This window comes from Bacteroidota bacterium (assembly GCA_025059945.1).
Classification (GTDB): domain Bacteria; phylum Bacteroidota; class Rhodothermia; order JANXDC01; family JANXDC01; genus JANXDC01.
This window is the reverse complement of sequence record JANXDC010000015.1, coordinates 166,688-187,536: the sequence shown is the minus strand read 5'-3', so window position 1 is coordinate 187,536 and position 20,849 is coordinate 166,688. Positions and strand designations below refer to the sequence as shown.

The window sequence follows — 20,849 nt, the reverse complement described above, 5'->3', positions numbered from 1 at the left end:
GGATACGCTAGGGTGCACCGTGGACACGGCTTTTTTCCAACGTATTGCGGAACACCTGATACACCAGGGCTGCGTCGTAAACCGAAACGGGCGGATCCTGGTTTCGACGCACGGCCTCCAAGAAAGCCCCAAGGGACGCCGAGAGCGCATCGGCCTCAGAAAGCCGAGGGCGTTCATAGAGCAAGTTGAGCCCGCCAGGCTCCGCGCGAGGGTGCAAGCGCGTCCATTCCAGCGTGTTTCTTATCAGATCGGCTCGGGCCACCTGGCCGGTTTGATACAGCCGAAGCTCGTGCACGGCTTCAGGCGAGAGCCGACTCACCCAGAGCTGCGCCTCAAGACCGTTCTCAAAACGCAGGTGCACCCGAAAACCATCGGGCTCGGGGGCCAGTCCGGATACGCAAACCGCCGTAGCCTCTAGCCGGTGTACGGGCGAGGAGACAAGCCCCAGCAATAAGGCCAGGTTGGGGTATAAGAGCTCGCTCGCCACGTCCACGGGGGCTCGGCGAGGATGCAAAGCGACCTCTTGGCGCACCTCCAGTAGCTGCGGGGCCTGCCAGCGTTCCCGCAACGCCCACACAACAGGGTGAAACAGCAGCGTATGCCCAGGTTTCAGGGAAACCCGAGCTTCCTCTACTAGCGCCACGCTCCTACGCATCTGCTCCGGGGTGCACGCGATCGGAGCCTCAACCCAACAGGGCAGCTGCTGACGCAAGGCCAGTTGTGCAAAAACGAAACGCTCCTCAACGGGTACGGCGATCACCAGCGCATCCACTTGCAGCAAGAGCGCCTCTGCAGAATCCAGCCGCGGTAGTCCCTTCCCGTTCGGAACTTCTGCTTCGGGGGCGGATCGCGCAAGCCAACCTCCTCGGACCTCCACGTCAGCGAAGGCCCGGAGCCGATCCCATATGGCCTGCCCTCGCCCTCCGGAACCTATAAAACCCACGCGGAGCCGCATAGAGGTGTTCGACCGCGGCAAATTGAACCGTGCGCAGGCTCAGTTTCAACTACCAACGCCGGGCAAGCCGCACAAACAAGACGGCCAAGGTCAACTCCGTTACAAGCAGCGCCGCGCCCGCGACGCGATCTAGGCGCGCCACGCGGCGGTACAGATCCGGGTCCCCGGTGCGTCGGTAGGCGTCATCAAGCCGATCGGCGCGAAACTTATAATGGATCGAGACCAAGGCCGAGCCCAGGGCAAGGCTCATGCAGGCGTACTCGAGCGTCCAGCTGGGCTCCTTCGGGGATTGCACGAGAATCGGCTGCGGAGGCCCGGCTGATGGGACCGGAACGGCCAAGCGCGTCGTATCCCCGGCTTGAATCCGGATGAGCTTTTCCTGCGGAGGCCAACCCCACAGCCGACGCTCCGGCGCCAGCGCGCGCACGCGGTAAAGGCCCTCGGGCAGCCGCAACCGGACGGAGCCCCACAGGGGGGGAAGCGAGTCCACAATCCAGCGGGCCTCCCCCTTGAGCTCGAGCACACCCCAAGAGGGCGTCTGGGCGCGCCCCGCGGAGGCGCAGAGGGCAACCCCTATGCCCGCGCCCAATAGAAGGCTACAAGCCAAACGCCAGTACATCACCGGACTCCGTGAGCACAAAAAGCCGACTGGCTACGTAAGCGGCGGAGCTGGCAAGGCCGGAAAGAGGCAAACGAAACCGAACCGCTCCGTCTTGGCGGTCTAGGGCCAGGAGCTCCCCGCCGAAGCCGGATGCCCAAATCGCCGAAGAACCAAGCAGAAGCGGCGTGCTAAGCCCCCCTGCCAGGGAGGCGCGCCAGCGTAAGCGGCCCGTTTGCGGATCCAGAACCCATAGCGGCCCCCCTACTATCCCCACGACCAGATCGCGCTCGTCTACGGCCAGGTGGAAGGCGATGCGAGCCGGCTCGGGCCCGAGGCGTTGCCGCCAGACCAAAACGCCGCGCTCCGCGCACAACGCCACGAGCAAACCTCGGCTGGTGCCGGCCCAGACCCAACCGTCGCGCGCCGCAAGGGCGCCCACAATCGGTTCGCCCAGCTCCTGGCGCCACCGGAGCCGACAGGCCTCATCAAAGCCGTAAATGCCTCCGTCCAGCGTGGCGTAGGCCACGCCGGCGCCGGTCCAAACCGGCCCTGTAGCGGACCGAGTGGGCCGTTGCGGATCCCAGCTGCCCAACAGGGCGCCCGTTTCGGGATCCAAAAGGCGCAGCCCTCCGCGGACCGTGCTCAGCCACAGACGCCCGGCGTGATACAAAGGTGGGGTCTCGACGGAGGCCTCCCCAAACCGCCAGCGCACGCGGCCGCTTGCGAGCTCATAGGCGATGAGCCCGACCGACCCAAAGGCCACCGGCACATAGAGTCGATCGCCATCCGTAGCCGGCGAGGCCTCTAGAGAGCGACCAAAGGAGCGCGCCCCCACCCGACGGCCGTCGGCCCAGCGAAACAGCACAAACTCCCCGTTTTGCGCGCACACGCCCAGATAAGGCCCTATGATCACGGGCGCAGACCAAGGGCCCAGACCGGCCTTGAGGTTACGGCGCCAGAGGAGCCGAACCGGCGCCTCTAGGGGAGCGGCCACGGCGTGGGTGCGCCCAACATCCCCGCCGTAGCCGGACCAGTGCGCCACGGGCTGCGATAGCTCTACCGGAGCAAGCGTTCCACAGCCGCAGAGCAGAAGAAGCAGAAGCCGGTTCAAAAGTCCCATCCGAAGAAAAACTGACCAAACGGCCTTCGTTCAAGCCCGCGCGCGCCTTCTCGCAGGCGCCAGCCCCAATCGTAGCGCAGCACAAGGGCGCCCCAAAGGTTCAGGCGAAGCCCGAATCCAAGGCTTGCGAGCGTTTCCCCAGCGTAAAGCTCCGGGATGCGCTCCCGATAGCGGTCCTCCCAAGCATGCGCCAGATCCGCAAACACGGCTCCGCGCAGGACCGTTGGGCCCAAGGGGGCCAACAGCGGCAGGCGGGCGCCAATGCGCTCGACAAGAGGGAAACGAAGCTCCTGGCTCAACAGCCAGGTGTGTCGGCCGCGGATGCCGAACAGCGGGTAGCCGCGCACATCCCAGCTGCCGCCCATGAAGAAACGCCGGGCCTCCCGGCCTTCGTTGTAGCGCAGCTGCGCCCATACGGCGTACGTCACATCGCGCCACAGGCGCACGTAGCGCCGCACGTCCGCAAGCACGGTGTAGTAGCTGACGTGCGAGTAGCGCAGATCCGTCGTATAGGCCAAGCTCAAGAGCGCGCGAAAGCCCACAGCGGGCCCCGTCGGACCCCAAAGCGCGTTGTCGTGTACCCACGTGAGGCTATTGGAGAGCAAGAACGCCCGACGGGCTCGGCTCAGGGTGGTCTTATCGGACCAGTTGAGGCTTGCGCCCAGCTCCAGGCGGCGGAAGAACGAAAACGGATACCAGAGGCTCACGTAGGCGCCATATAGGGTCTCCCAATAGATGGGCAGGCTTGGGCTCGCCTCTGGCTCCGTAAGATCGTACTGCAGCCCTCCTAGCCGATAGATCCCGTAGGCGATCGGGGCCCGGCGGCCCAAATGGATGCGGCCGAAAGCCACGTTAAGACCCCGCAGCAGATCGCCCCCGCCCTGCGCATTGTGGTAGAGCAACGCATACAGTTGCTCATCACCCATAAGATCGCTGAAAACGGCAAGGGCTCCGCCGGTCGTGCCCCAAAGCGGGGACTGGCTGAGCTGGCCCTGAGCCAGATCGAGTGTGTAACGCCTGCGATAGGGCGCGGCATCGGACTTGATGCGGCCCGTATCCCAGGGTTCATCTCGGGTCGGCTCTAAGATGACCCAGCGATCGGGATCCCGCCTCAGGGCCTCCCAGGGGTGATCCAGAACCCGAATCGTAAATCGATACCCCTCGAAGGCGCTGTACAGAAGCCGCCCCTCCTCATCGAAAGCCGGATCCAGCGCCCCGGTCGCCGTGCGGGCCAGCCGACGCAAAGGCAAGCTATCAGAGGGGGGCTCCGGCAAAGCCCCAGAGGCCGCCATCTGCCCCGCCTCCCCCCACGGAACGGCCCAAAGGTCCGGGGTCCCCGACAAAGTAGCCGAAAAAACCACGCGGCGCCCTGAGGGGTCAAAGGCCGGGCTCATACAGTGGAAGGGCCCATATACGAGGTAGCGAATCCGGCCGCTTTCGAGCTCGTAAGAGAACAGGTTGTAGAAACCCTCCTTGCCCCAGGAGGTCCGGTCGCTTGCAAAGATCACGTAACGGCCATCTGGGCTCCAGGTGGGATCCCGATCATCGTAGATGTCCTCCGTCAGCCGCCAACGCCTTCCGCTAATGGGTTCATAAAGATAAAGGTCCACATAACCGGAGCGCCCCGCGCCGGCAAAGGCAAGCCGCTGGCCGTCGGGGCTCCAACTGGGCCCGTACAGGGCCACCAGATCGGGAAAGCGGACACGAAATAACCAACGTCGGCTCTCCACGTCGTAGCCGTAGAGCACGTCCGTGGGGCCCGATTGGGCCACGAAGGCGAGCACGCCCGAGGAGGAAAGGCTCAGCTTACCACCATCGAGTTCGCGCAGGACCTCGAGCGCGGCCGTCTGCTCGCCCGTGATCAGGCGTTCCGGACGTCCCACGGGGCGACAGTCAGCCCCGAGCTCTAGGCGATATACCCCCGCGTAATCTGGCCCTCGAGCCAGGTAGAAAAGCCAACGCCTGCCGGCGCGATCTCGGTAGAAGGCCGGCTTCAGGGCGAAGCCCGGCTCCGTAAGCGTCCTCCCCTGCAGGCTGGGCAGGGTCTCAATAGGCAGGCGCGCATAGTAGCGCGCCCGCAGCCAGCGCAGCCAGCGCTCATCGAGCTCCTCTGCGGAGACGCCCAGGACGTCCTCCAAAACCCGCAAGAAGTCCGTATGCTTCCAGGCCTGTTCCAAAAGCAGCCGCAGGTGCTCCTCGGTCCAGTGCTCGGCGATAAAGCGGCACAGGGCCTCTCCCTCTTTGTACATGAGGTAGCTGCCCTCGATCTTGAACAGATCGCTTATGGGCACCAGGTAGTTGTGCAGCACGGCATCGCGCAGCACCATCTCGGCTTGAGGGTCCGGGGGACCGGACCAGTACTCGGCTAGGCCCTCCGTAAACCACAGGGGCGGAGCGGCTTGATCTTGGCTTACCCGATGGGCGCGTCGGACCCGGTAGAGCTTGTGATGTGTAAAGACATGGACCAATTCGTGCCGGATGACGCGGCGAAATCGATACAAGCTGCCGGTAAAGGGGACCACGACCCGGCCTTTGAGGAACTCGAAGAATCCCCCCACTCCTTCGGGGATGAAGCCCGGCACGACGTGGGTTTGCTGAAAATGGGCCTGCGAGCTATAGAAGATAAGCGGGACCCGGCGAGCTAGCCCCATGCCGAAGCGTGCCTGTAGCTCCCGATACTGCTCCTCGGCGAAGTAGGCCCCGCGTTCGGCCACATCGCGCATCTCGGGGTAATAATACACGTCGAAGTGCTCGGTGCGAAGCAGCTGCCACCGGAAGCGCTCATAGCGCACCTTATTGCGGCCGAAGCTGTAGTACTGCGCCTCGGCCGCGCCGAATCCGAGCGCGCAGCCGACGCACAGGCACAACAGGCACAAAGCCCGCATAGTAGGGTTATGATACAGCACGGGTCCTTTTTTCGAAAGACGCGCGAAAATCAATTTATGCGGCCATGCTCCGTATATTGCGGCGCCCGGTTGCAGACAAAGGCGCGCACATGGAACCGCACATTCACGGCCAGCCCGCTACGGGGTGGATTGAGGTGATTTGCGGCGGGATGTTCAGCGGCAAAACCGAGGAGCTCATTCGGCGTCTGAAGCGCGCCCAAATTGCCCGGCAGCGGGTGGAAATCTTTAAACCTCGCCTGGACACCCGATACGAGACCTGCGCGGTGGTCTCGCACAGCGAACAGGCGCTGCCCTCCACAGCGGTAGACTCGGCCGAAGAGATCTTGCTCTTGGCCGCTCGGGCGCAGGTCGTGGGCATCGACGAGGCGCAGTTTTTCGGGCCTGAACTCGTCTCCGTCTGCCACAAGCTGGCCCAACAGGGCAAGCGCGTCATCGTAGCGGGCTTGGACATGGACTACCGGGGACAACCCTTTGAGCCCATCCCCCAGCTTCTGGCTATTGCGGAGTACATCACCAAACTGCACGCGATCTGCGTCCGGTGCGGAGCTCCGGCTCAATACTCGCAACGTCTGGTAGTCCACGAGGACCGGGTGCTTGTAGGGGCGGGGGACCTATACGAGCCGCGTTGCCGGCGTTGTTTTGAACCACCGGAGCCCTGATCCTCCATAGCCGTTCGCTTCGGGCTCCGGGGCCACCGCAAAGCGCAGGAGAGTGCTTATGGAGGCTGTGTGGAACGTCTTACGAGGCCTATTGGGGTTGAGCGTGATCTTGGCCATCGCCTGGGCCCTTTCTTCGGATCGGGGGCGGATCAGCTGGCGTCTGGTGGGCGTGGGGTTGTTGCTGCAGCTCCTACTGGCCGTGTTTATCCTCAAAGGGGACGATCTGGGCCATCTGTTCGCCCCGCTGGGTTGGCCCAAGGCCTTCTTTTCATGGGTCAGCTCGTTTTTTGTGCTCATTTTGCGCTTTACCACCGAGGGCGCTCGGTTTTTGTTCGGCAACTTGGCCTTAAGCCCAGGCCAAGAGGGCAGCATGGGGGCTTTTTTCGCCTTTCAGGTGCTGCCCACGATCATCTTTTTTAGCGCGCTCATGTCCGTGCTCTACCATCTGGGCCTGATGCAGCGCCTGGTACAGGCCATGGCTTGGGTGATGACGCGTCTAATGGGCACAAGCGGTGCGGAGTCGCTGTCGGTGACGGCCAACATCTTCGTAGGCCAAACCGAGGCCCCGCTTGTGATCCGGCCGTATCTGAAAGGCATGACCCGCTCGGAGCTCTTGGCCGTCATGACCGGCGGTATGGCCACGATCGCCGGGGGCGTGATGGCGGCCTACATCCAAATGCTGGGCGACTCCTTTGCGCGGGCTCGGGGGCTGGGTCTGGAGGCGGCTCGGCTCCTGTTCGCCGAACAACTGCTGGGCGCCAGCGTCATGGCGGCCCCGGCTGCGCTCGTGCTGGCCAAAATCCTGATCCCGGAGACGAGCACACCGGAGACGGCCGGAATCGTCCGGGCGCAAGTGGAGCGCACCAGCCAAAACCTGATCGACGCCGCGGCCCGAGGGGCCTCAGATGGCCTTAAACTTGCGGCCAACGTGGGGGCTATGCTCATCGCCTTCATCGCCCTGATCGCGCTCCTCAACTACGCCCTAGAATGGGCTGGAGGGCTAGTGGGCCTGGAGCTTTCCCTGCAGCGCCTGTTAGGCTGGATCTTGGCTCCGATCGGATGGCTTATTGGCGTTCCCTGGGCCGACGCCATGCAGTTCGGCTCGCTTCTGGGCACGAAAATCGTTCTTAACGAGTTCGTGGCCTACCTGGGATTGGCCGACGCGATCCAGACCGGCCAGCTTGCCGAAAAGAGCATCGTAATGAGCACCTTCGCGCTCTGCGGATTTGCCAACTTCAGCTCCATCGCCATTCAGCTTGGCGGCATCGGACCCCTGATCCCCGATCGCGCCTCGGAGCTGGCGCAACTGGGGCTGCGCGCCGTGCTGGCCGGCACCCTGGCCAACATGATGACGGCCACTATCGCAGGCGCGCTCATCGGCTAAGGGGAACAGCGCCGGGAACCAGACGGAGCGAGAAATCGTACCTTTCGTCGCTTTTCGCGAGGCGCTAAGAACACCAGAGAATGGCCGCACACCCGCTGATCGCGCGCGTTCGACCTTGGCTTGTCTGGATAACGGGTATCCTCTTGTATGCGGGGGATTTTCTCATCAAACGCCTGCCCAACCCCCGAACGCCGCTTAACGTCGAAACCTGGCTGGACCGTTTGATCCCGTTCGTCCCCCTGTGGGCGTGGGTGTACCTGGTGTTGTGGCTTCTGTATCTGTTTGGGGCGGCCGGCTGGTACCTCTATGAGCACCGCCAAGATTGGATCCAGGTTCGCCGGCTTCTGTTTGCAGCCCTCTTTATGCAGTTCGGGGCCTGGGTGATCCACTATTTTTTCCCCACCTACATGCCTCGGCCCGTCCTTGCGGAGCTTCAGACGGATCCGCATCTGTGGCTTATCGAGCGCATCTACAGCACCGATCCCCCCACGCATGCGCTGCCCAGCCTGCATGTGGCTAGCGTAACCGTGGTGAGTTGGTTTTTCACCCTGCGCGGGGGTTGGGGGCGTCGGCTTGTGAGCGGGGTCGCGGTTGGGCTCATCGCGTTGAGCACGCTTTACACCAAACAACACGGGGTGCTGGATGTGATCGCGGGGCTAGCTTGGGGCTATCTGGCCTGCTGGGTGGGATACTATACGGGGCTAGCCTGGAACCGGCTGCCCGTGCTCACGGCCGCGCTACGGGGCTAGGGCCGCCTTCGTGGCGGGCTCTGAAAATTTTCCGCAAGATGTCGCCGCACCCCTTGCTTTTCGGCTTCGTCTTCGTATCTTGCTCGTGCCGATTTGCTTCGGCAAATCCTTCCGTCAGTGGGGAACTGACGAGTCGACAGTAGAAGTTACACCTCAACGGTTGGGCCGTAGGGATCCCTTCTGCAGTGACCTCGTCGCCCGGGCAGTACGGAAGTAGGTTCTCTCAAAGCAGTAGCACACCTAAACAAAGGAGCCGCCTTATGGCGCAAGGCACCGTCAAGTGGTTCAACGAGCAGAAGGGGTTTGGATTTATCCAGCCCGACGACGGGGGTAAGGATGTCTTCGTACACTACTCCCAAATTCGGTCCAACGGAGGGTTCCGCACGCTCCGGGAAAACGACCGGGTGCGCTTTGAGATCGTACAGGGCCCCAAGGGTCCCTCGGCGCAGAACGTGCAGAAACTCTAACCCGATCAACGCAAAAAGCCCCGCCTCTCGAGGCGGGGCTTTTTTGTAGAGGACAACTTAAGTGCCCGTCGAGTAATCCGTGACGTAGGCCTCCTGCTCCGGCGTCAAGCTATCGATGCGGATGCCCATAGTCTGCAGCTTGAGCCGGGCGATCTCCTGATCCTGCTCCTCGGGAATCGTGTAGACCTGGCCCTCCAGGCGCCCCCCGCGTCGGTGCAGCTCCACTAGGCGAAGGTGGGACAAAAACTGGTTGGCGAAGCTCATGTCCATAACCTCCGGCGGATGCCCCTCGGCCGCGACCAAGTTCACCAGCCGGCCCTGGGCCAGCAGGTAAACGCGCCGGCCGTCTTCGAGGGTGTACTCCTCGGTGTGGGGACGGATCTGCCGCTTCGAGACGGCCAAGGCCTCTAGTTCACGCAGGTTGATCTCGCAGTCGTAGTGGCCCGTGTTGCACACGATGGCCCCGTCTCGCATTTTGCGAAAGTGACGCCCGACGATCACATCGCGCATGCCCGTGGCCGTGATGAAAACGTCTCCCACTTCGGCCGCCTCGTCCATGGGCATGACCTGAAAGCCCTCCAGCACGGCTTTGAGCGCGGCCGTGGGTCGGACTTCCGTTACGATCACCTGCGCCCCCATGCCGCGGGCCCGCATCGCCACACCGCGGCCGCAGTGCCCGTAACCGGCCACCACGAAGCGTTTGCCCGCTAGCAAAATCCCCGTGGCGCGCAGAATACCGTCTAGTGAGCTCTGACCCGTACCATAAACGTTGTCGAAATCCCATTTCGTCTCGGCGTCGTTCACGGCAATGACAGGGTAGCGCAGCTTGCCGTCCTCAGCCATAGCACGCAGCCGCTTGACACCCGTAGTCGTCTCCTCAGTGCCTCCGAGGATCCGCTCCGCCAGCTCCGGATAGCGGCTGTGCACAGTGAAGATGAGATCGGCCCCGTCATCTAAGGTGAGGTGGGGTTCGATTTGCAGGGTCTGCTCGATGCACCAGTAAAACTCCTCGACCGTCTGATCGTACCAGGCAAAAATCTTCACCCCCTCGGCGGCCAAGGCGGCCGCCACGGCGTCGTCCGTGGAAAGCGGGTTACATCCCGACCAGGCCACCTCCGCCCCCGCGGCGCGTAAGGTCCTGATCAGCACGGCGGTCTCCTTGGTCACGTGCAAACAGCCGGCGATGCGGTAGCCTTTCAAGGGCTGCGTGCGCCCGTATTGCTCTCGAAGCGCCATAAGAACAGGCATGCGGCTTTCCGCCCATGCGATCTGCTTGCGCCCCTCTTCAGCCAGAGCTAGATTCCGCACTTTGTACTGCCCGGGCTTGTGGTCCATAGCGCTCTCCCTTTACGTGGCCTCTGCGGGCGAAGTTAGAAGATCCCGCGACCAAATGCGACCCAAATGAGTCCCTCACAGAGCAGAGCTTTGTATATTACATCCGCTAGACAAACGCACAGGAGGTGCCCATGCCGAGCCGCCGTCGTTTTCTGCAGACCGCCTCCCTGGGAGTGACCGCCGCGGCCGTTTCCCCTGCGGCCCTATCCGCCTGGGATCGTTCCGAGGTGCCCAACCCCGAGCCGCTCTGGACGGCCAAAGACTACCGGCGGCTCAAACCCGCCGTATTCCAGTGGCCTTCGGAGCGAGCCGTAGAGGAGCACATGCGGCTGTACCGCGGCTACGTCAACAAGGCCAACGAGCTGTGGGAAAAAATCGCGCAACTGGACCGCGACCCGGCCAAGGCCAACGCCACCTATAGCGACATCCGGGTCATGAAGGTAGAGCTCACTTTCGCCATCGGAGGGGTGAAAAACCACGAGATCTACTTCGACATCCTGGGCGGATCCGGGGGCGCACCCAGGGGCCGGTTGGCGGAGGCGATTCAGAAGAACTTCGGCTCCTTCGAGGCCTGGGCCGCGGACCTGAAAGCGACCGGCATCGCCGCGCGCGGTTGGGTCTGGCTGGCCTACGACTTCGAAAAGAAGACGCTCTTCAACTACATCGGGGACTCGCAGAACCTGTTCCCGATTTGGAACGCGAGTCCCATTTTGGCACTCGACATGTTCGAGCATGCCTTCTTCATGGACTACGGCACCAACCGAGGGGCCTACATCGATGATTTCCTTAAGCGCATCGATTGGGCCGTAGTGGAGGCGAACTTCGAGCGCGTGCTGCGCATGACCGGTCTGTAGGGCGCCTCCGCGCGCAGCGCGGGCCGGAGCGGTACGGTTTTAGCTTCTTCGGCTTCTTTGCCAGCCTGGGGGCTTCGGGACTCATGGTAGAGGCACGCTCGACACCCCAGACCGCCCGACCCGTGGCGCTTGAAAAGCTGCGGCTGTCGGTGGTGATTCCGGTCTACAACGAAAACCCCACGATCGAAGCCCTGATCAGGCGCGTACTGGCGGTGCCTCTTGAAAAAGAGCTCATCATCGTCGATGACGGCTCCACCGATGGCACCCGCTATACGCTGGAGCGGCTGGCTCAGGATCCGCGCATTCGGGTCATCTTGCAGCCGGAAAACCGGGGCAAGGGGGCGGCGATGCGCACCGGCTTCGGGTTCGTCACAGGCGATGTCGTAATCGTACAGGACGCCGACCTGGAGTACGATCCGGCCGAGTACCCCAAGCTTGTGCGCCCCATCGCGGAGGGATGGGCCGATGTGGTCTACGGATCCCGTTTCTACTACGGCCGCCCCCTGGGAGAGCCCTGGTGGCATTACCTGGGCAACCGGCTGCTAACTTGGGTTTCGAATCGGCTTACGGGCCTTCGGCTTACGGACATGGAGACGTGCTACAAGGTCTTCCGGGCCGAGGTGTTGCGTCAGATTACCATCGAATCGGACCGCTTCAACGTGGAGCCGGAGCTTACGGCCAAAATCGCCCAAGGGGGTTGGCGGGTCGTGGAGGTGCCGATCTCCTACCGCCCCCGGTTTTACGCCGCGGGCAAGAAAATCGGCCTCAAAGACGCCTTCGAAGCCCTGTGGACGATATGGAGATACCGGCGTCACCACCGAAGCCGGTAGCCCACGTGTACAAACCCCTGATCCGGGCTGCGCCCCCAGGCCACAGCATAAAGCAGCTCCAGCTGCCCTCCAACCGCCGGATAGAGAAGGCCCACCCCCCAGGAGGCAAAGCGCCGCACCGGGCCCGCTGGGTCCTCCCCGAGCAGCACACCGTGAAGGAGCCCAAAGGCGTAAGCCTCTGGCCTTAACGCGATCTGCAGCTCCAGCCGGCTCCATCCGTAGCGCGCGGCTCGATAGGCCTCCTCCGGATAGCCGGGAAGCGAACGCGCGCCCCCTAGGGCGAAGCGCTCGGCGGGCCGCAGCTCCCGTCCCCAGATCCCGCCCGCAGCCCCCTTGAGGATCAGGCGCCAGGGGGCGTACTCGAGGCCTTGGGCCTGCGCCCAGAGCTCCAATAGCGCCCTCGGCCAGGAAAGGAGGCTCTTTGCTTCCCTCCAGCGCCCCACTAGGCCTCGCAGCCGAACCAGAGTCCGATTCCGCGCGTTGAACACGCCCCAGGCTCCGGCCCACCATCCCCGCCGCTCCCAGAATCCCGCCGGCGAGGACTCACCTAGATCGCCCCAGCTCGCCACCAGCCCCCCGCCATAGGGCTTCCCCTCGTATCCCAGGCCGACTTCCAGCTCCCATCGGCGCCAGCTGCTATCCTGCTGCGCCAGACGGGCCTCGGCGTAGCCCAATAGATCCGAACCCAAAAGGCTGTGTTCTTCGTAGCGCGCGCTGGCGCGCAAGCGCATGCCCGCCCAGCGCTCCAGATATAGCGCAGCCGACCGCGGCCCGCCTCCTAGGCCGTCTAACCCCAGCTCCAGCCGTCCCATCCACCCCTGGGTCGTCCCCCATCCTAGCCATCCGTCCAGGCGCCCACCGGAGGCGCGCCTAGGGCGCACCCGAAGCCTTACGTCGGCGCTATCGAGCGCAAGCCGGATCTGAGGGCTTGCCGCATACCCATGCGCGTCAAGCAGCCGAAGCAGATTCGCACGCCAACGCTCCGTAAAGGGAGCGCCCAGCAGGGAATCGAGCGCCGAATCGAGCGGCTTGCGCTCCCGCCGGCTTAGGCCCTCCCAGCTAACCTGTTGCACGCGCAGCAGGGGTCCGGGCTCAACGCCGATCCGGATAGACAGGGTGGAGTCCGGTCCAGGCTCGAGCGCCTCCACAAAGACCCGGGCCCGGTATCCCGAGGCCGCATACCGGCGCAGCAGCTCCCGCAGGGCCGACTGCAGAAGCGCCTCCTCGTAGTAGGCGCCCAAAAGGGGCCGAAACGGCCCCAGGCGCGCCGAATCCGCAAGGGCCGGCGCGCGCTCCTGAACGAGGATCACCCGTATGCGGTGTTCGGAAAACGTCTGCCCCCAGCCAACGGCACATGCGCACAGCCCCAGAAGCCCCTGGCAAAGGGCCCGAAGGAGGGCTAACTTCAAAGCCGTGCCGGCGCTTTCGGAGCCCATGCGGCGCGCCCTCGTAGAGGCGCTGCTGGCCTGGTTTGAACGAAACCGCCGCCAGCTGCCCTGGCGGGATAACCCCGATCCCTACCGGGTCTGGGTGAGCGAAATCTTGCTGCAGCAGACCCGCACCCAGCAGGCCCGGCCCTACTTTGAGCGCTTCCTGGAGCGCTTTCCCACGCTAGAGGCGCTGGCCTGCGCAGATCCAGAAGCGGTGCTCAAAGCTTGGGAGGGGCTGGGCTACTACGCAAGGGCCCGCCATCTGCATCGGGCGGCTCAGGAGGTGCTGCACCGATACGGGGGCCGAATCCCGGACAGTTGGGAGGCGCTGCGCGCCCTGCCCGGGGTGGGCCCGTATACGGCCGCGGCCGTGCTCAGCATCGCCTACGGGCGGGACTACGCGGTCTTGGACGGCAACGTGGTGCGCGTATTAAGCCGACTGTTCGCGATCGCGGAGCCCGTAGACCGCCCCGCTGTGCGTCGGCGTCTACAGGCGCTGGCGCAAGAGCTCTTGCCTCGGGGCCGGGCCGGGGACTGGAATCAGGCCCTCATGGAGCTAGGCGCCCTGGTATGCCGCCCTCGGCGGCCGGTCTGTTCTGCGTGTCCGATTCGCGCCTTCTGCCAGGCCCATGCGGCAGATCAGGTTGAGGCCTACCCGGTCAAGGGGCCGGCCCGCCGGGTTCCCCATTACACCGTGGTGGTCGGGCTTATCGAAGACGAGGCCGGACGTTGGCTGCTCGCCCGTCGACCCGAGGGCAAAATGCTGGGCGGGCTCTGGGAGTTGCCCGGGGGCAAGGTGCGGAGCGGCGAATCGCTGCAAGAGGCGCTCGAACGCGAGCTGGCCGAGGAGCTCGGCGTGCGGGTCGCCGTGGGCTCCCGATTTGGCCCCGTAGCGCACGGCTATAGCCACTTCCGCATAACGCTGTACGGTTTTCGCTGTCGCCTGCTAGAGGGCATCCCCACCGGACGCGAAGGGCAGCCCTGCCAATGGGTTCGGCCCGACGAGCTGGACCGCTACCCCCTTCCCCGGGCTACGCAGAAACTGCTGCAAACCCTGCATAGACCCTCTCAGGGGGAACTCTTCTCGGAGAGGGCCGTTTGAGGGCGCCGGACGGATCAAGCCTATGGCTCGTCTCATAGAGATCGCCCGCCCGATCGTGCTGGCCTCGGGGTCACCGCGCCGGCGTCGGCTACTTGAGCAGGCCGGGCTTGCCTTTGAGATCCTGCCCAGTGACATACCGGAGAGCCTTCCCGAAGGCACGCCCCCGGAACGCTTCGTGGAGGCGCTCGCAGAAGCCAAAGCTAAGGCCGTGGCCCCCCAGCGGCCTCAGGCTTTTATCATCGCGGCGGACACGATCGTCGTGTTAGACGGGGCCATCTTAACCAAACCCCGGGACGAAGCCGAGGCGTGCGCGATGCTGCGCCGGCTATCGGGACGAAAGCACCTCGTATACACGGGCTTTTGCCTTCTTGACGCCCCCAGCGGAAGGCGGGTGCTCGGGCACGAAACAACGCGCGTGACCTTTTCCCCCTTGACAGAGGCCGAAATCAGGGCCTACGTTGCCACGGGCTCGCCGCTCGATAAGGCGGGCGCCTACGGGATCCAGGACGATCTCGGGGCCCTGTTTATCAGGCGCATCGAGGGGGACTACTACAACGTCGTAGGCTTTCCGCTTAGCCGCTTCTATAGGGCCCTTAAAGCGCACTTCCCCGATCTCGTGCGGCCGGCTCGATCCCAGATCCCCGACTGCCAGCAGACAAAACCCTTTTAGGCTCACTCCGATGGGGCCAGCACGCGCACCCCGCCCTCTGGGGTGCTGTGTAGGCGCGCTCCCGGGGTGGGGCTATAGATGCGGCCTAGGGTGCTCAGAACAAGCTCCACGTTTCCGTTGGGGCCAGAGACACGCACCGTGATGCTTTGCACGCTTGGCGTAACGCCCGGAGGAGCGTACGGATCGGGCACCGTTCGGAACGTAAAGTCCGTGATTCCCGGGCCGCGCACCACGCTTTCGTACGTAATGGGCTGTCCGGGCAGTATGCGGAAGACGGTGTCGTCCAGGGTCACGTCCGTGTTGCCGACGGCCAACACGGCCGTGCCCTCCACGCGCACCTCAATACGCGTGCCCGCCGCCAGGGGGTTGCCGTTTTGGTCCGTAACGCGCAGCCGGTAGGTCTGGTTCAGCGCCGGTTGGGCCGGGCTCAGGGTCAGCACCGGATAGCCGGAGAAGAGTATCGGCACGCGGGCCGTTACGGGGCGCTGCAGCCGGTCGGCTGTGCTGGCCGTTACCACCGCGATCCCGTCCTCAGGCAGGGGGTTGGCCGAGCTCAGGCGCACTTGGCCGCGGCCCCGCTCGTCGGTCTGCACCGAGCCTTCGATGATGCCGTGCGTGCTCGTAAAGTACACGGTCGTGCCGGGACGAACCGGGTTGGCGTACTGGTCTCCGACGATCACCTCTATGGGCACCGAAAGTCCGTAGCGACGCAGGCCCGGGAAGTTGTACTGCTCGGGGGCCAGGGTGAAATGGCGGCCATCGGGCAGCCCCCCGTGGATGGCCACGCTGACGGGCTGAGCGCGGATCAGGCGTCCCGACACGGTGGCCTCGGCGATGACCTGCACCACCCCGGCTCGGGTGCCGCTTGTGAGCACGGTGCGCACTTTGCCCTCAGCATCCGTGGGGGCCTCGGTTGGGGCCAAAAATTCTCCTCCCCCGGGATGGACACCCAAGCGGAAACGCACTAGGGCGGCGTTCTGGCGGACGGGCCTGCCCAGGGAGTCGACAAGCCGGAACACGAGCTCGGTCCACTCCTTAGCCCCGCCCTCTCGAACTCCTATGGTGAGGTCGCTCTGAAAGAAAAGCTGGATGCTAGCCGGCGCTCCCGCGAAGGCGCCGCCCGCCGGGGCCTCCTCCGTACGCCTGAGCCGCAGCAGGGGAACCTCGATCGTCTTATCCGGCACCACCCAAATGGTGTGCTGATCGGCCTCATAGCCGGCCTTCTGAGCCCGGATAAGCAGACTCATGGTGCTGTCGATGTCGAACTCAAGCCGATAAAAACCCTGCGCGTCGCTTTGCGTCTGCACCCCATAGGGTTCTACGTGCACAATTGCCCCCTCAACGGGGAAGCCGCTTTGCAGCTCCACCACGCGGCCGGAGAGGCGCAGTAGACCCCCTTCTTGCGCCTCTTGAAACAGCTCGCAGCCGGCCAACGCAAGCCCACAGCAGAGCGTCCACGTCCCAAATAGCGTTTTCCGCATCTTACCCAGTCCGCAATCGCCCCTACGCCTCAAGCAAAGGCCGGGCCAAAGGCTCAAAAGCCGAAATCCGCTGGCATCAAGCGACACCGAGGCGTACTTTTGCGGAAACTTTGGTAACCGACAAGCCCGAACATGAACCGCCCGCTTCGCGTTCTGGTGCTGTGCACGGGCAACTCCTGCCGCAGTCAGATGGCCGAGGGATGGCTCCGGCATCTGGGCTGTGATCGCTTGGAAGTGCAATCGGCGGGTATCGAGGCGCACGGCCTGCATCCGTACGCCGTACGGGTGATGGCCGAGGCGGGGGTGGACATCTCAAGGCAGCGCTCCAAGGTCTGCCGTCCGGAGATGTTCAGGTGGGCCGACTGCGTGATCACCGTTTGCGGACACGCCGACGAACACTGCCCCGTGCTCCCTGAGGGGGTGCGCAAACTGCATTGGCCCTTTGAAGATCCGGCACGGGCCGTGGGAACCGAGGATGAGGTGTTGGCCGTATTTCGCCGCGTGCGGGACGCCATACGCGCGCAGGCGGAGGCCTTCGTTCAGAGCCTGCCCACCGGAACGTGAAGCCCAAGCCCCTGGTGCTCGTGCTAACCGGACCTACCGCGGTCGGCAAGACCGCCCTAAGCCTACCCCTTGCGGAGCGGCTTGGCGGCGAAATCCTCTCCTGCGACGCGCGGCAGATCTATCGACAGCTTACGATCGGCACGGCCAAACCGGAGCCGGAAGAGCGAGCCCGCGTGCCGCATCATTTCATCGATGAGCGGGATGTCGATGAGCCTTACAGCGCGGGTCAATACGAGCGCGAGGCGCTGGAACGCATCGGCCAGGTATTGGAGCGCGGTCGGGTGCCGATCGTGGTGGGCGGTTCCACGCTGTATCTGCATGCGCTTTTGCACGGACTTGACGTTCTGCCGCCCGCAGATCCGGAGACTCGCTCGGAGCTTCTGAGGCGAGCCCAACGCGAAGGGTGGGGCGCGCTCTATGAAGAGCTTAAACGCGTCGATCCGCAGGCCGCCCGCAGCCTGGATCCCACCAAAACGCAGCGACTGATACGCGCCCTGGAGGTTTACCACCTGACCGGGGAGCCGATTTCGCGCTTCTACGGCGGGCCGCGCTCCAGGCCCTTTCGGTTTTTGGCCCTGGTGCTCACGCGCGACCGGGCGCACTTGTACCGGCGGATCAACGAGCGCGCGCTGCAGATGTTCGCCCGAGGGCTTGTAGAGGAAGTGCGCGGCCTGCTCAAACGGGGCTACTCGCCAGAGCTGAACGCACTGCGCACGACGGGCTATGCGGAGCTCTTCCCCTACCTGCGGGGCGAATACAGCCTAGAGCGCGCCATATACCTGGTCCAACGCAACACGCGCCGCTACGCCAAACGTCAATACACCTGGTTCCGCCGGGATGCGCTGCTGAAGACCTGGCTCGATCTGGACTCCCTGGAAGCCTCCGGGCAAGACCCCGTCGATTGGGTCTGCGGCTGGTGGGAGGCGCAACAGAGGGTTTTCGCCGAGCGGTAGACGCATGGACTCCCCCTTATGGCGCCGCGAAAGCCGGCCGCGGCTGCGCTTTGATCGCCGCGAGTGGGCGGGGGCCTTCGGAGACATCGGTACGGATTTGCCCTTGCTAGTGGGCATGATCCTGGCCGCCGGTCTGCAGAGCGCCTGGGTTCTTGTGGCCTTCGGCACCCTGCAGATCCTGACCGGATTGCTGTATCGGCTGCCGATGCCCGTGCAGCCCCTAAAGGCGATGGCCGCGCTGGTGATCGCGCAGAAACTGCCTGCCTCTGTTCTATGGGGAGGCGGCCTGGCGATCGGCCTCATCATGGCCCTGCTTACCGCCACGGGCCTGCTGGAGCGCCTCGGAAAGCTCATACCCAAGCCGGTCGTCCGCGGGGTGCAGTTGGGCCTGGGGTTGCAACTAGGCCTGCTGGCCCTGCGCGAATACGTGCCCGCCCTGGGCTGGCGGGGCTACGCGATGGCACTTTTGGGCTTTGGACTGTTGCTTGTGGGCGCGCAAGCCCGCATACCCGCCGGGCTTTGGGTGGTGGGCTTCGGGTTGCTGTACGCCTGGGCCTCTTCGTTGCCTTGGGACTGGCCGATTCGGTATTTGGGTCTTCCGGACTGGCGGGTCCCCGACTTCGATTGGGCCGACCTCTGGACGGGGCTTTGGGTTTTGGCGTTGCCGCAGCTGCCGCTTTCGCTGGCCAACTCGCTTCTGGCTACTCGTCAGCTTGCGGAGGACTACTTCCCGGAACGCCGCGTCAGCCTCGGCAAGCTGGGATGGACGTATGCGGCTATGAACGCGCTCGCTCCCTGGATCGGCGGCGTGCCGGTCTGCCATGGCTCAGGCGGAATGGCCGGACACGTGGCCCTGGGCGCGCGCACCGGGGGATCTGTGGTCATTTACGGCGCCGTGTTGCTCCTGCTGGGCTTGTGCTGGGGGGAGGGGTTCGACGAGCTGGTGCGCGCCTTCCCCCTACCCGTGCTCGGCGTGTTGCTGCTGATCGAAAGTTGGGCGCTTCTGCGTTTGCTGGCCGACCAGGCGGCGCATCCGGCGGATTTTCGGCTCGCCCTGCTCGTGGGGCTGCTTGCCGCGGGCCTGCCCTACGGATACGTCGTCGGGCTCATCTTGGGCACGGGGCTTTATTACGGACTGCGCAGCCGGCTGGCGTAGCTTAGCCGCGCCGGTAGCGCGCCTCTAACTCCTGCAGGCGCTCGATCTGTTTGCGGTTCCATTCGCTCTGGGCCTCTCCCTCGTGCACGGGCGTCGCAAACCACGCCTCCAGGATCTCCTTGAGCACGGGGATAGAAGTCGTCCGCAGGCTGAGCGCCAACACGTTGGCGTGGTTCCATATGCGGGCCCCGCGGGCCGTGTAAGCGTCGTGGCAGAGCGCGGCCCGAACCCCCAGAACCTTGTTGGCCGCAATGGCAGCCCCAGTGCCGGTCCAACAGCACACGATCCCCTCTTCGACCTCGCCCCGCGCCACCGCTTCGGCTACCTTGCTGGCCGCTAGGGGCCAGTCTACATCCGGATCCCCCTCGGCCAGAGCCCCGAAAAGCACCGTTTCGTGGCCTCGGGCGCGCAGCTCTTCTAACAGGATCCGCGTTAACTCGGTAGCCTCGTCACTACCGACCGCGATGCGCATAGCGTTTCTCCTCATGCCGGCTTGTTCTAAATTTAGCCCTCAAGGCAATAGGAGCGCAGTATGAAACGGCTAGCCTGGCTCGTTTTGCTCATCGGCGCATCCCAACGACTATGGGCCCAAACGGACAGCACGGAAACGGATCTGGTCAGCCTACCCGCTCCGCGTCTTTTCCAGGTGGCCTGCGCACGCTGTCACGGCCCTGACGGCAGGGGCTATCCCGATGGATCCTGGCGAGAGCTTACAGCCCTTCAGGTCCCGCCGCCCGATTTTACAGACCCCCTGTTTAGCTCTCTAGAACCCCTTGCCGACTGGATCGGCGTGATCCGCGAGGGGGGCAAGCCTTATGGGCTCTCGATGCAGATGCCGGCCTTCGGCGAGGCGCTTCCGGAGTACAAAATTCGGGAGCTAGCCGAATACCTCAAAAGCCTGGGCTCAGATCCCCGGTATCTTCCCGGTGAGCTCTCTTATCCCCGGCTGTTTAACGCCACAAAGCCGTTTCCGGAAAGCGAGGCCCTCTGGATCTCCAGCCAGGAGATGAAGGCGGACCGCAGTCTGGTCCGCAAAAGCACCCTGTATTGGGCCCAGCGCTGGGGGCCGCGTCGGCAGTGGGAGCTTAAGCTCACCCCTGAGTGGAGCGCACACAAGCTGCAGGCGCTCGAGTTGGAGCTGGGCCTCAAGCAGGCCTTGGCTTATGATCGCGCCGCCTCCTGGCTGCTTTCCTCGGGTCTAGAGGCCGCCCTCTACCTTTGGGGGGATGAACCCTGGACCCTGCAGCCCTACATAACCGGGGTCAAGGGCCTGGGCGAATGGGCCGCTCTGCACGGCAGCCTGCGTCTCGTCTACGGCCCCCGGGCGGATCAACGGACCCTGCTGCGCTGGGCGCTGGGCGGGCAATTCTTGATCGCCCACCGGGCTCGGATCTTCGCCCCGGCCCTGGAGTACGTGGGGCAATGGGCGCTAGGCGCCTCTGGAAGTCCAAGCGGGCACCTGGTGCCCCAACTGTTCTTTACTCCCCCCCGTCGCGGTCATGTTGCTATGGCCCTGGGTCTGGAGCTGCCCTTGGGGCGTTCGGCCTCCTACCGATACCGCCTGCGGGGGTTTCTGCTGTGGGAATTTCTAGAGGGCCCCTTTTGGGAAGGCTGGTAGCGTTGCGCGGTGACT

At 64.4% G+C, this 20,849-nt stretch carries 20 protein-coding genes; 12 read left to right on the top strand and 8 right to left on the bottom strand.

The window, feature by feature from the left end:
• Nucleotides 1-7: 7 nt before the first annotated feature.
• The 4 genes from NZ993_08875 to NZ993_08860 all read right to left on the bottom strand — a co-directional run bounded on the left by NZ993_08875 (nt 8) and on the right by NZ993_08860 (nt 5,561).
• Nucleotides 8-943 carry a Gfo/Idh/MocA family oxidoreductase gene (locus NZ993_08875; protein MCS7155900.1) on the bottom strand — a complete coding sequence of 312 codons (936 nt, stop codon included), beginning with the start codon at nt 941-943 and terminating at the stop codon, nt 8-10.
• Nucleotides 944-1,004: 61 nt separating this feature from the next.
• Nucleotides 1,005-1,574, bottom strand: coding sequence for a hypothetical protein (locus tag NZ993_08870; protein MCS7155899.1), 570 nt, complete (start codon nt 1,572-1,574; stop codon nt 1,005-1,007).
• Nucleotides 1,552-2,667, bottom strand: coding sequence for a PQQ-binding-like beta-propeller repeat protein (locus tag NZ993_08865; protein ID MCS7155898.1), 1,116 nt, complete (start codon nt 2,665-2,667; stop codon nt 1,552-1,554). The genes NZ993_08870 and NZ993_08865 overlap by 23 nt, the downstream gene beginning before the upstream one ends.
• A complete protein-coding gene (locus tag NZ993_08860; protein ID MCS7155897.1) occupies nt 2,664-5,561 on the bottom strand; it encodes a BamA/TamA family outer membrane protein in 2,898 nt (965 codons plus the stop codon). The genes NZ993_08865 and NZ993_08860 overlap by 4 nt, the downstream gene beginning before the upstream one ends.
• A 110-nt stretch (nt 5,562-5,671) precedes the next feature.
• Here NZ993_08860 and NZ993_08855 point away from each other — a divergent pair, with 110 nt between their 5' ends.
• The 4 genes from NZ993_08855 (at nt 5,672) to NZ993_08840 (ending at nt 8,841) form a co-directional block, all read left to right on the top strand.
• Nucleotides 5,672-6,241: a thymidine kinase gene (locus tag NZ993_08855; protein ID MCS7155896.1), complete on the top strand. Its 570-nt coding sequence runs from the start codon at nt 5,672-5,674 to the stop codon at nt 6,239-6,241.
• A gap of 58 nt (nt 6,242-6,299) precedes the next feature.
• Nucleotides 6,300-7,625: a NupC/NupG family nucleoside CNT transporter gene (locus NZ993_08850; protein ID MCS7155895.1), complete on the top strand. Its 1,326-nt coding sequence runs from the start codon at nt 6,300-6,302 to the stop codon at nt 7,623-7,625.
• Nucleotides 7,626-7,705: 80 nt separating this feature from the next.
• On the top strand, nt 7,706-8,374 hold the full coding sequence (locus tag NZ993_08845; protein ID MCS7155894.1) for a phosphatase PAP2 family protein: 669 nt from the start codon (nt 7,706-7,708) through the stop codon (nt 8,372-8,374).
• A 260-nt stretch (nt 8,375-8,634) separates the two neighbouring features.
• Nucleotides 8,635-8,841 carry a cold-shock protein gene (locus NZ993_08840; GenBank protein ID MCS7155893.1) on the top strand — a complete coding sequence of 69 codons (207 nt, stop codon included), beginning with the start codon at nt 8,635-8,637 and terminating at the stop codon, nt 8,839-8,841.
• 57 nt (nt 8,842-8,898) lie between these two features.
• Here NZ993_08840 and NZ993_08835 read toward each other — a convergent pair whose 3' ends face one another.
• Nucleotides 8,899-10,176, bottom strand: a complete 1,278-nt coding sequence (locus NZ993_08835; GenBank protein MCS7155892.1) for an adenosylhomocysteinase — start codon at nt 10,174-10,176, stop codon at nt 8,899-8,901.
• A 131-nt stretch (nt 10,177-10,307) separates the two neighbouring features.
• Between NZ993_08835 and NZ993_08830 the strand changes: the two genes are divergently transcribed.
• Complete coding sequence (locus NZ993_08830; protein ID MCS7155891.1) at nt 10,308-11,030, top strand: Fe-Mn family superoxide dismutase; 723 nt, start codon at nt 10,308-10,310, stop codon at nt 11,028-11,030.
• An 83-nt stretch (nt 11,031-11,113) separates the two neighbouring features.
• Complete coding sequence (locus NZ993_08825; GenBank protein MCS7155890.1) at nt 11,114-11,860, top strand: glycosyltransferase family 2 protein; 747 nt, start codon at nt 11,114-11,116, stop codon at nt 11,858-11,860.
• Here the strand turns inward: NZ993_08825 and NZ993_08820 are convergent.
• The gene (locus tag NZ993_08820; protein ID MCS7155889.1) at nt 11,842-13,269 is read right to left on the bottom strand and encodes a hypothetical protein; all 1,428 of its coding nucleotides are present in this window, start codon (nt 13,267-13,269) and stop codon (nt 11,842-11,844) included. The two genes, NZ993_08825 and NZ993_08820, sit on opposite strands and share 19 nt — an antisense overlap.
• Nucleotides 13,270-13,294: 25 nt before the next feature.
• Here NZ993_08820 and mutY point away from each other — a divergent pair, with 25 nt between their 5' ends.
• Both mutY and NZ993_08810 read left to right on the top strand, forming a co-directional pair.
• The gene (mutY, locus tag NZ993_08815) at nt 13,295-14,392 is read left to right on the top strand and encodes an A/G-specific adenine glycosylase (protein MCS7155888.1); all 1,098 of its coding nucleotides are present in this window, start codon (nt 13,295-13,297) and stop codon (nt 14,390-14,392) included.
• A gap of 22 nt (nt 14,393-14,414) precedes the next feature.
• The gene (locus NZ993_08810; GenBank protein ID MCS7155887.1) at nt 14,415-15,062 is read left to right on the top strand and encodes a Maf family protein; all 648 of its coding nucleotides are present in this window, start codon (nt 14,415-14,417) and stop codon (nt 15,060-15,062) included.
• A 2-nt stretch (nt 15,063-15,064) separates the two neighbouring features.
• Here NZ993_08810 and NZ993_08805 read toward each other — a convergent pair whose 3' ends face one another.
• Nucleotides 15,065-16,543: an Ig-like domain-containing protein gene (locus NZ993_08805; protein ID MCS7155886.1), complete on the bottom strand. Its 1,479-nt coding sequence runs from the start codon at nt 16,541-16,543 to the stop codon at nt 15,065-15,067.
• Between the two features lie 132 nt (nt 16,544-16,675).
• Here NZ993_08805 and arsC point away from each other — a divergent pair, with 132 nt between their 5' ends.
• Genes arsC through NZ993_08790 form a run of 3 tightly spaced genes read left to right on the top strand, consistent with a single transcriptional unit; the run spans nt 16,676 to nt 19,216 of the window.
• Nucleotides 16,676-17,107, top strand: a complete 432-nt coding sequence (gene arsC, locus NZ993_08800) for an arsenate reductase (thioredoxin) (protein MCS7155885.1) — start codon at nt 16,676-16,678, stop codon at nt 17,105-17,107.
• A complete protein-coding gene (gene miaA, locus NZ993_08795) occupies nt 17,104-18,060 on the top strand; it encodes a tRNA (adenosine(37)-N6)-dimethylallyltransferase MiaA (protein MCS7155884.1) in 957 nt (318 codons plus the stop codon). The genes arsC and miaA overlap by 4 nt, the downstream gene beginning before the upstream one ends.
• 4 nt (nt 18,061-18,064) lie before the next feature.
• Nucleotides 18,065-19,216, top strand: coding sequence for a putative sulfate/molybdate transporter (locus tag NZ993_08790; protein MCS7155883.1), 1,152 nt, complete (start codon nt 18,065-18,067; stop codon nt 19,214-19,216).
• Between the two features lies 1 nt (nt 19,217).
• Here the strand turns inward: NZ993_08790 and NZ993_08785 are convergent, their stop codons facing one another.
• Nucleotides 19,218-19,688, bottom strand: coding sequence for an RpiB/LacA/LacB family sugar-phosphate isomerase (locus NZ993_08785; GenBank protein MCS7155882.1), 471 nt, complete (start codon nt 19,686-19,688; stop codon nt 19,218-19,220).
• 60 nt (nt 19,689-19,748) lie between these two features.
• On the opposite strand from NZ993_08785, the gene NZ993_08780 reads away from it, so the two are divergent.
• Nucleotides 19,749-20,834, top strand: coding sequence for a cytochrome c (locus NZ993_08780; GenBank protein ID MCS7155881.1), 1,086 nt, complete (start codon nt 19,749-19,751; stop codon nt 20,832-20,834).
• The last annotated feature ends 15 nt before the right edge of the window (nt 20,835-20,849 follow it).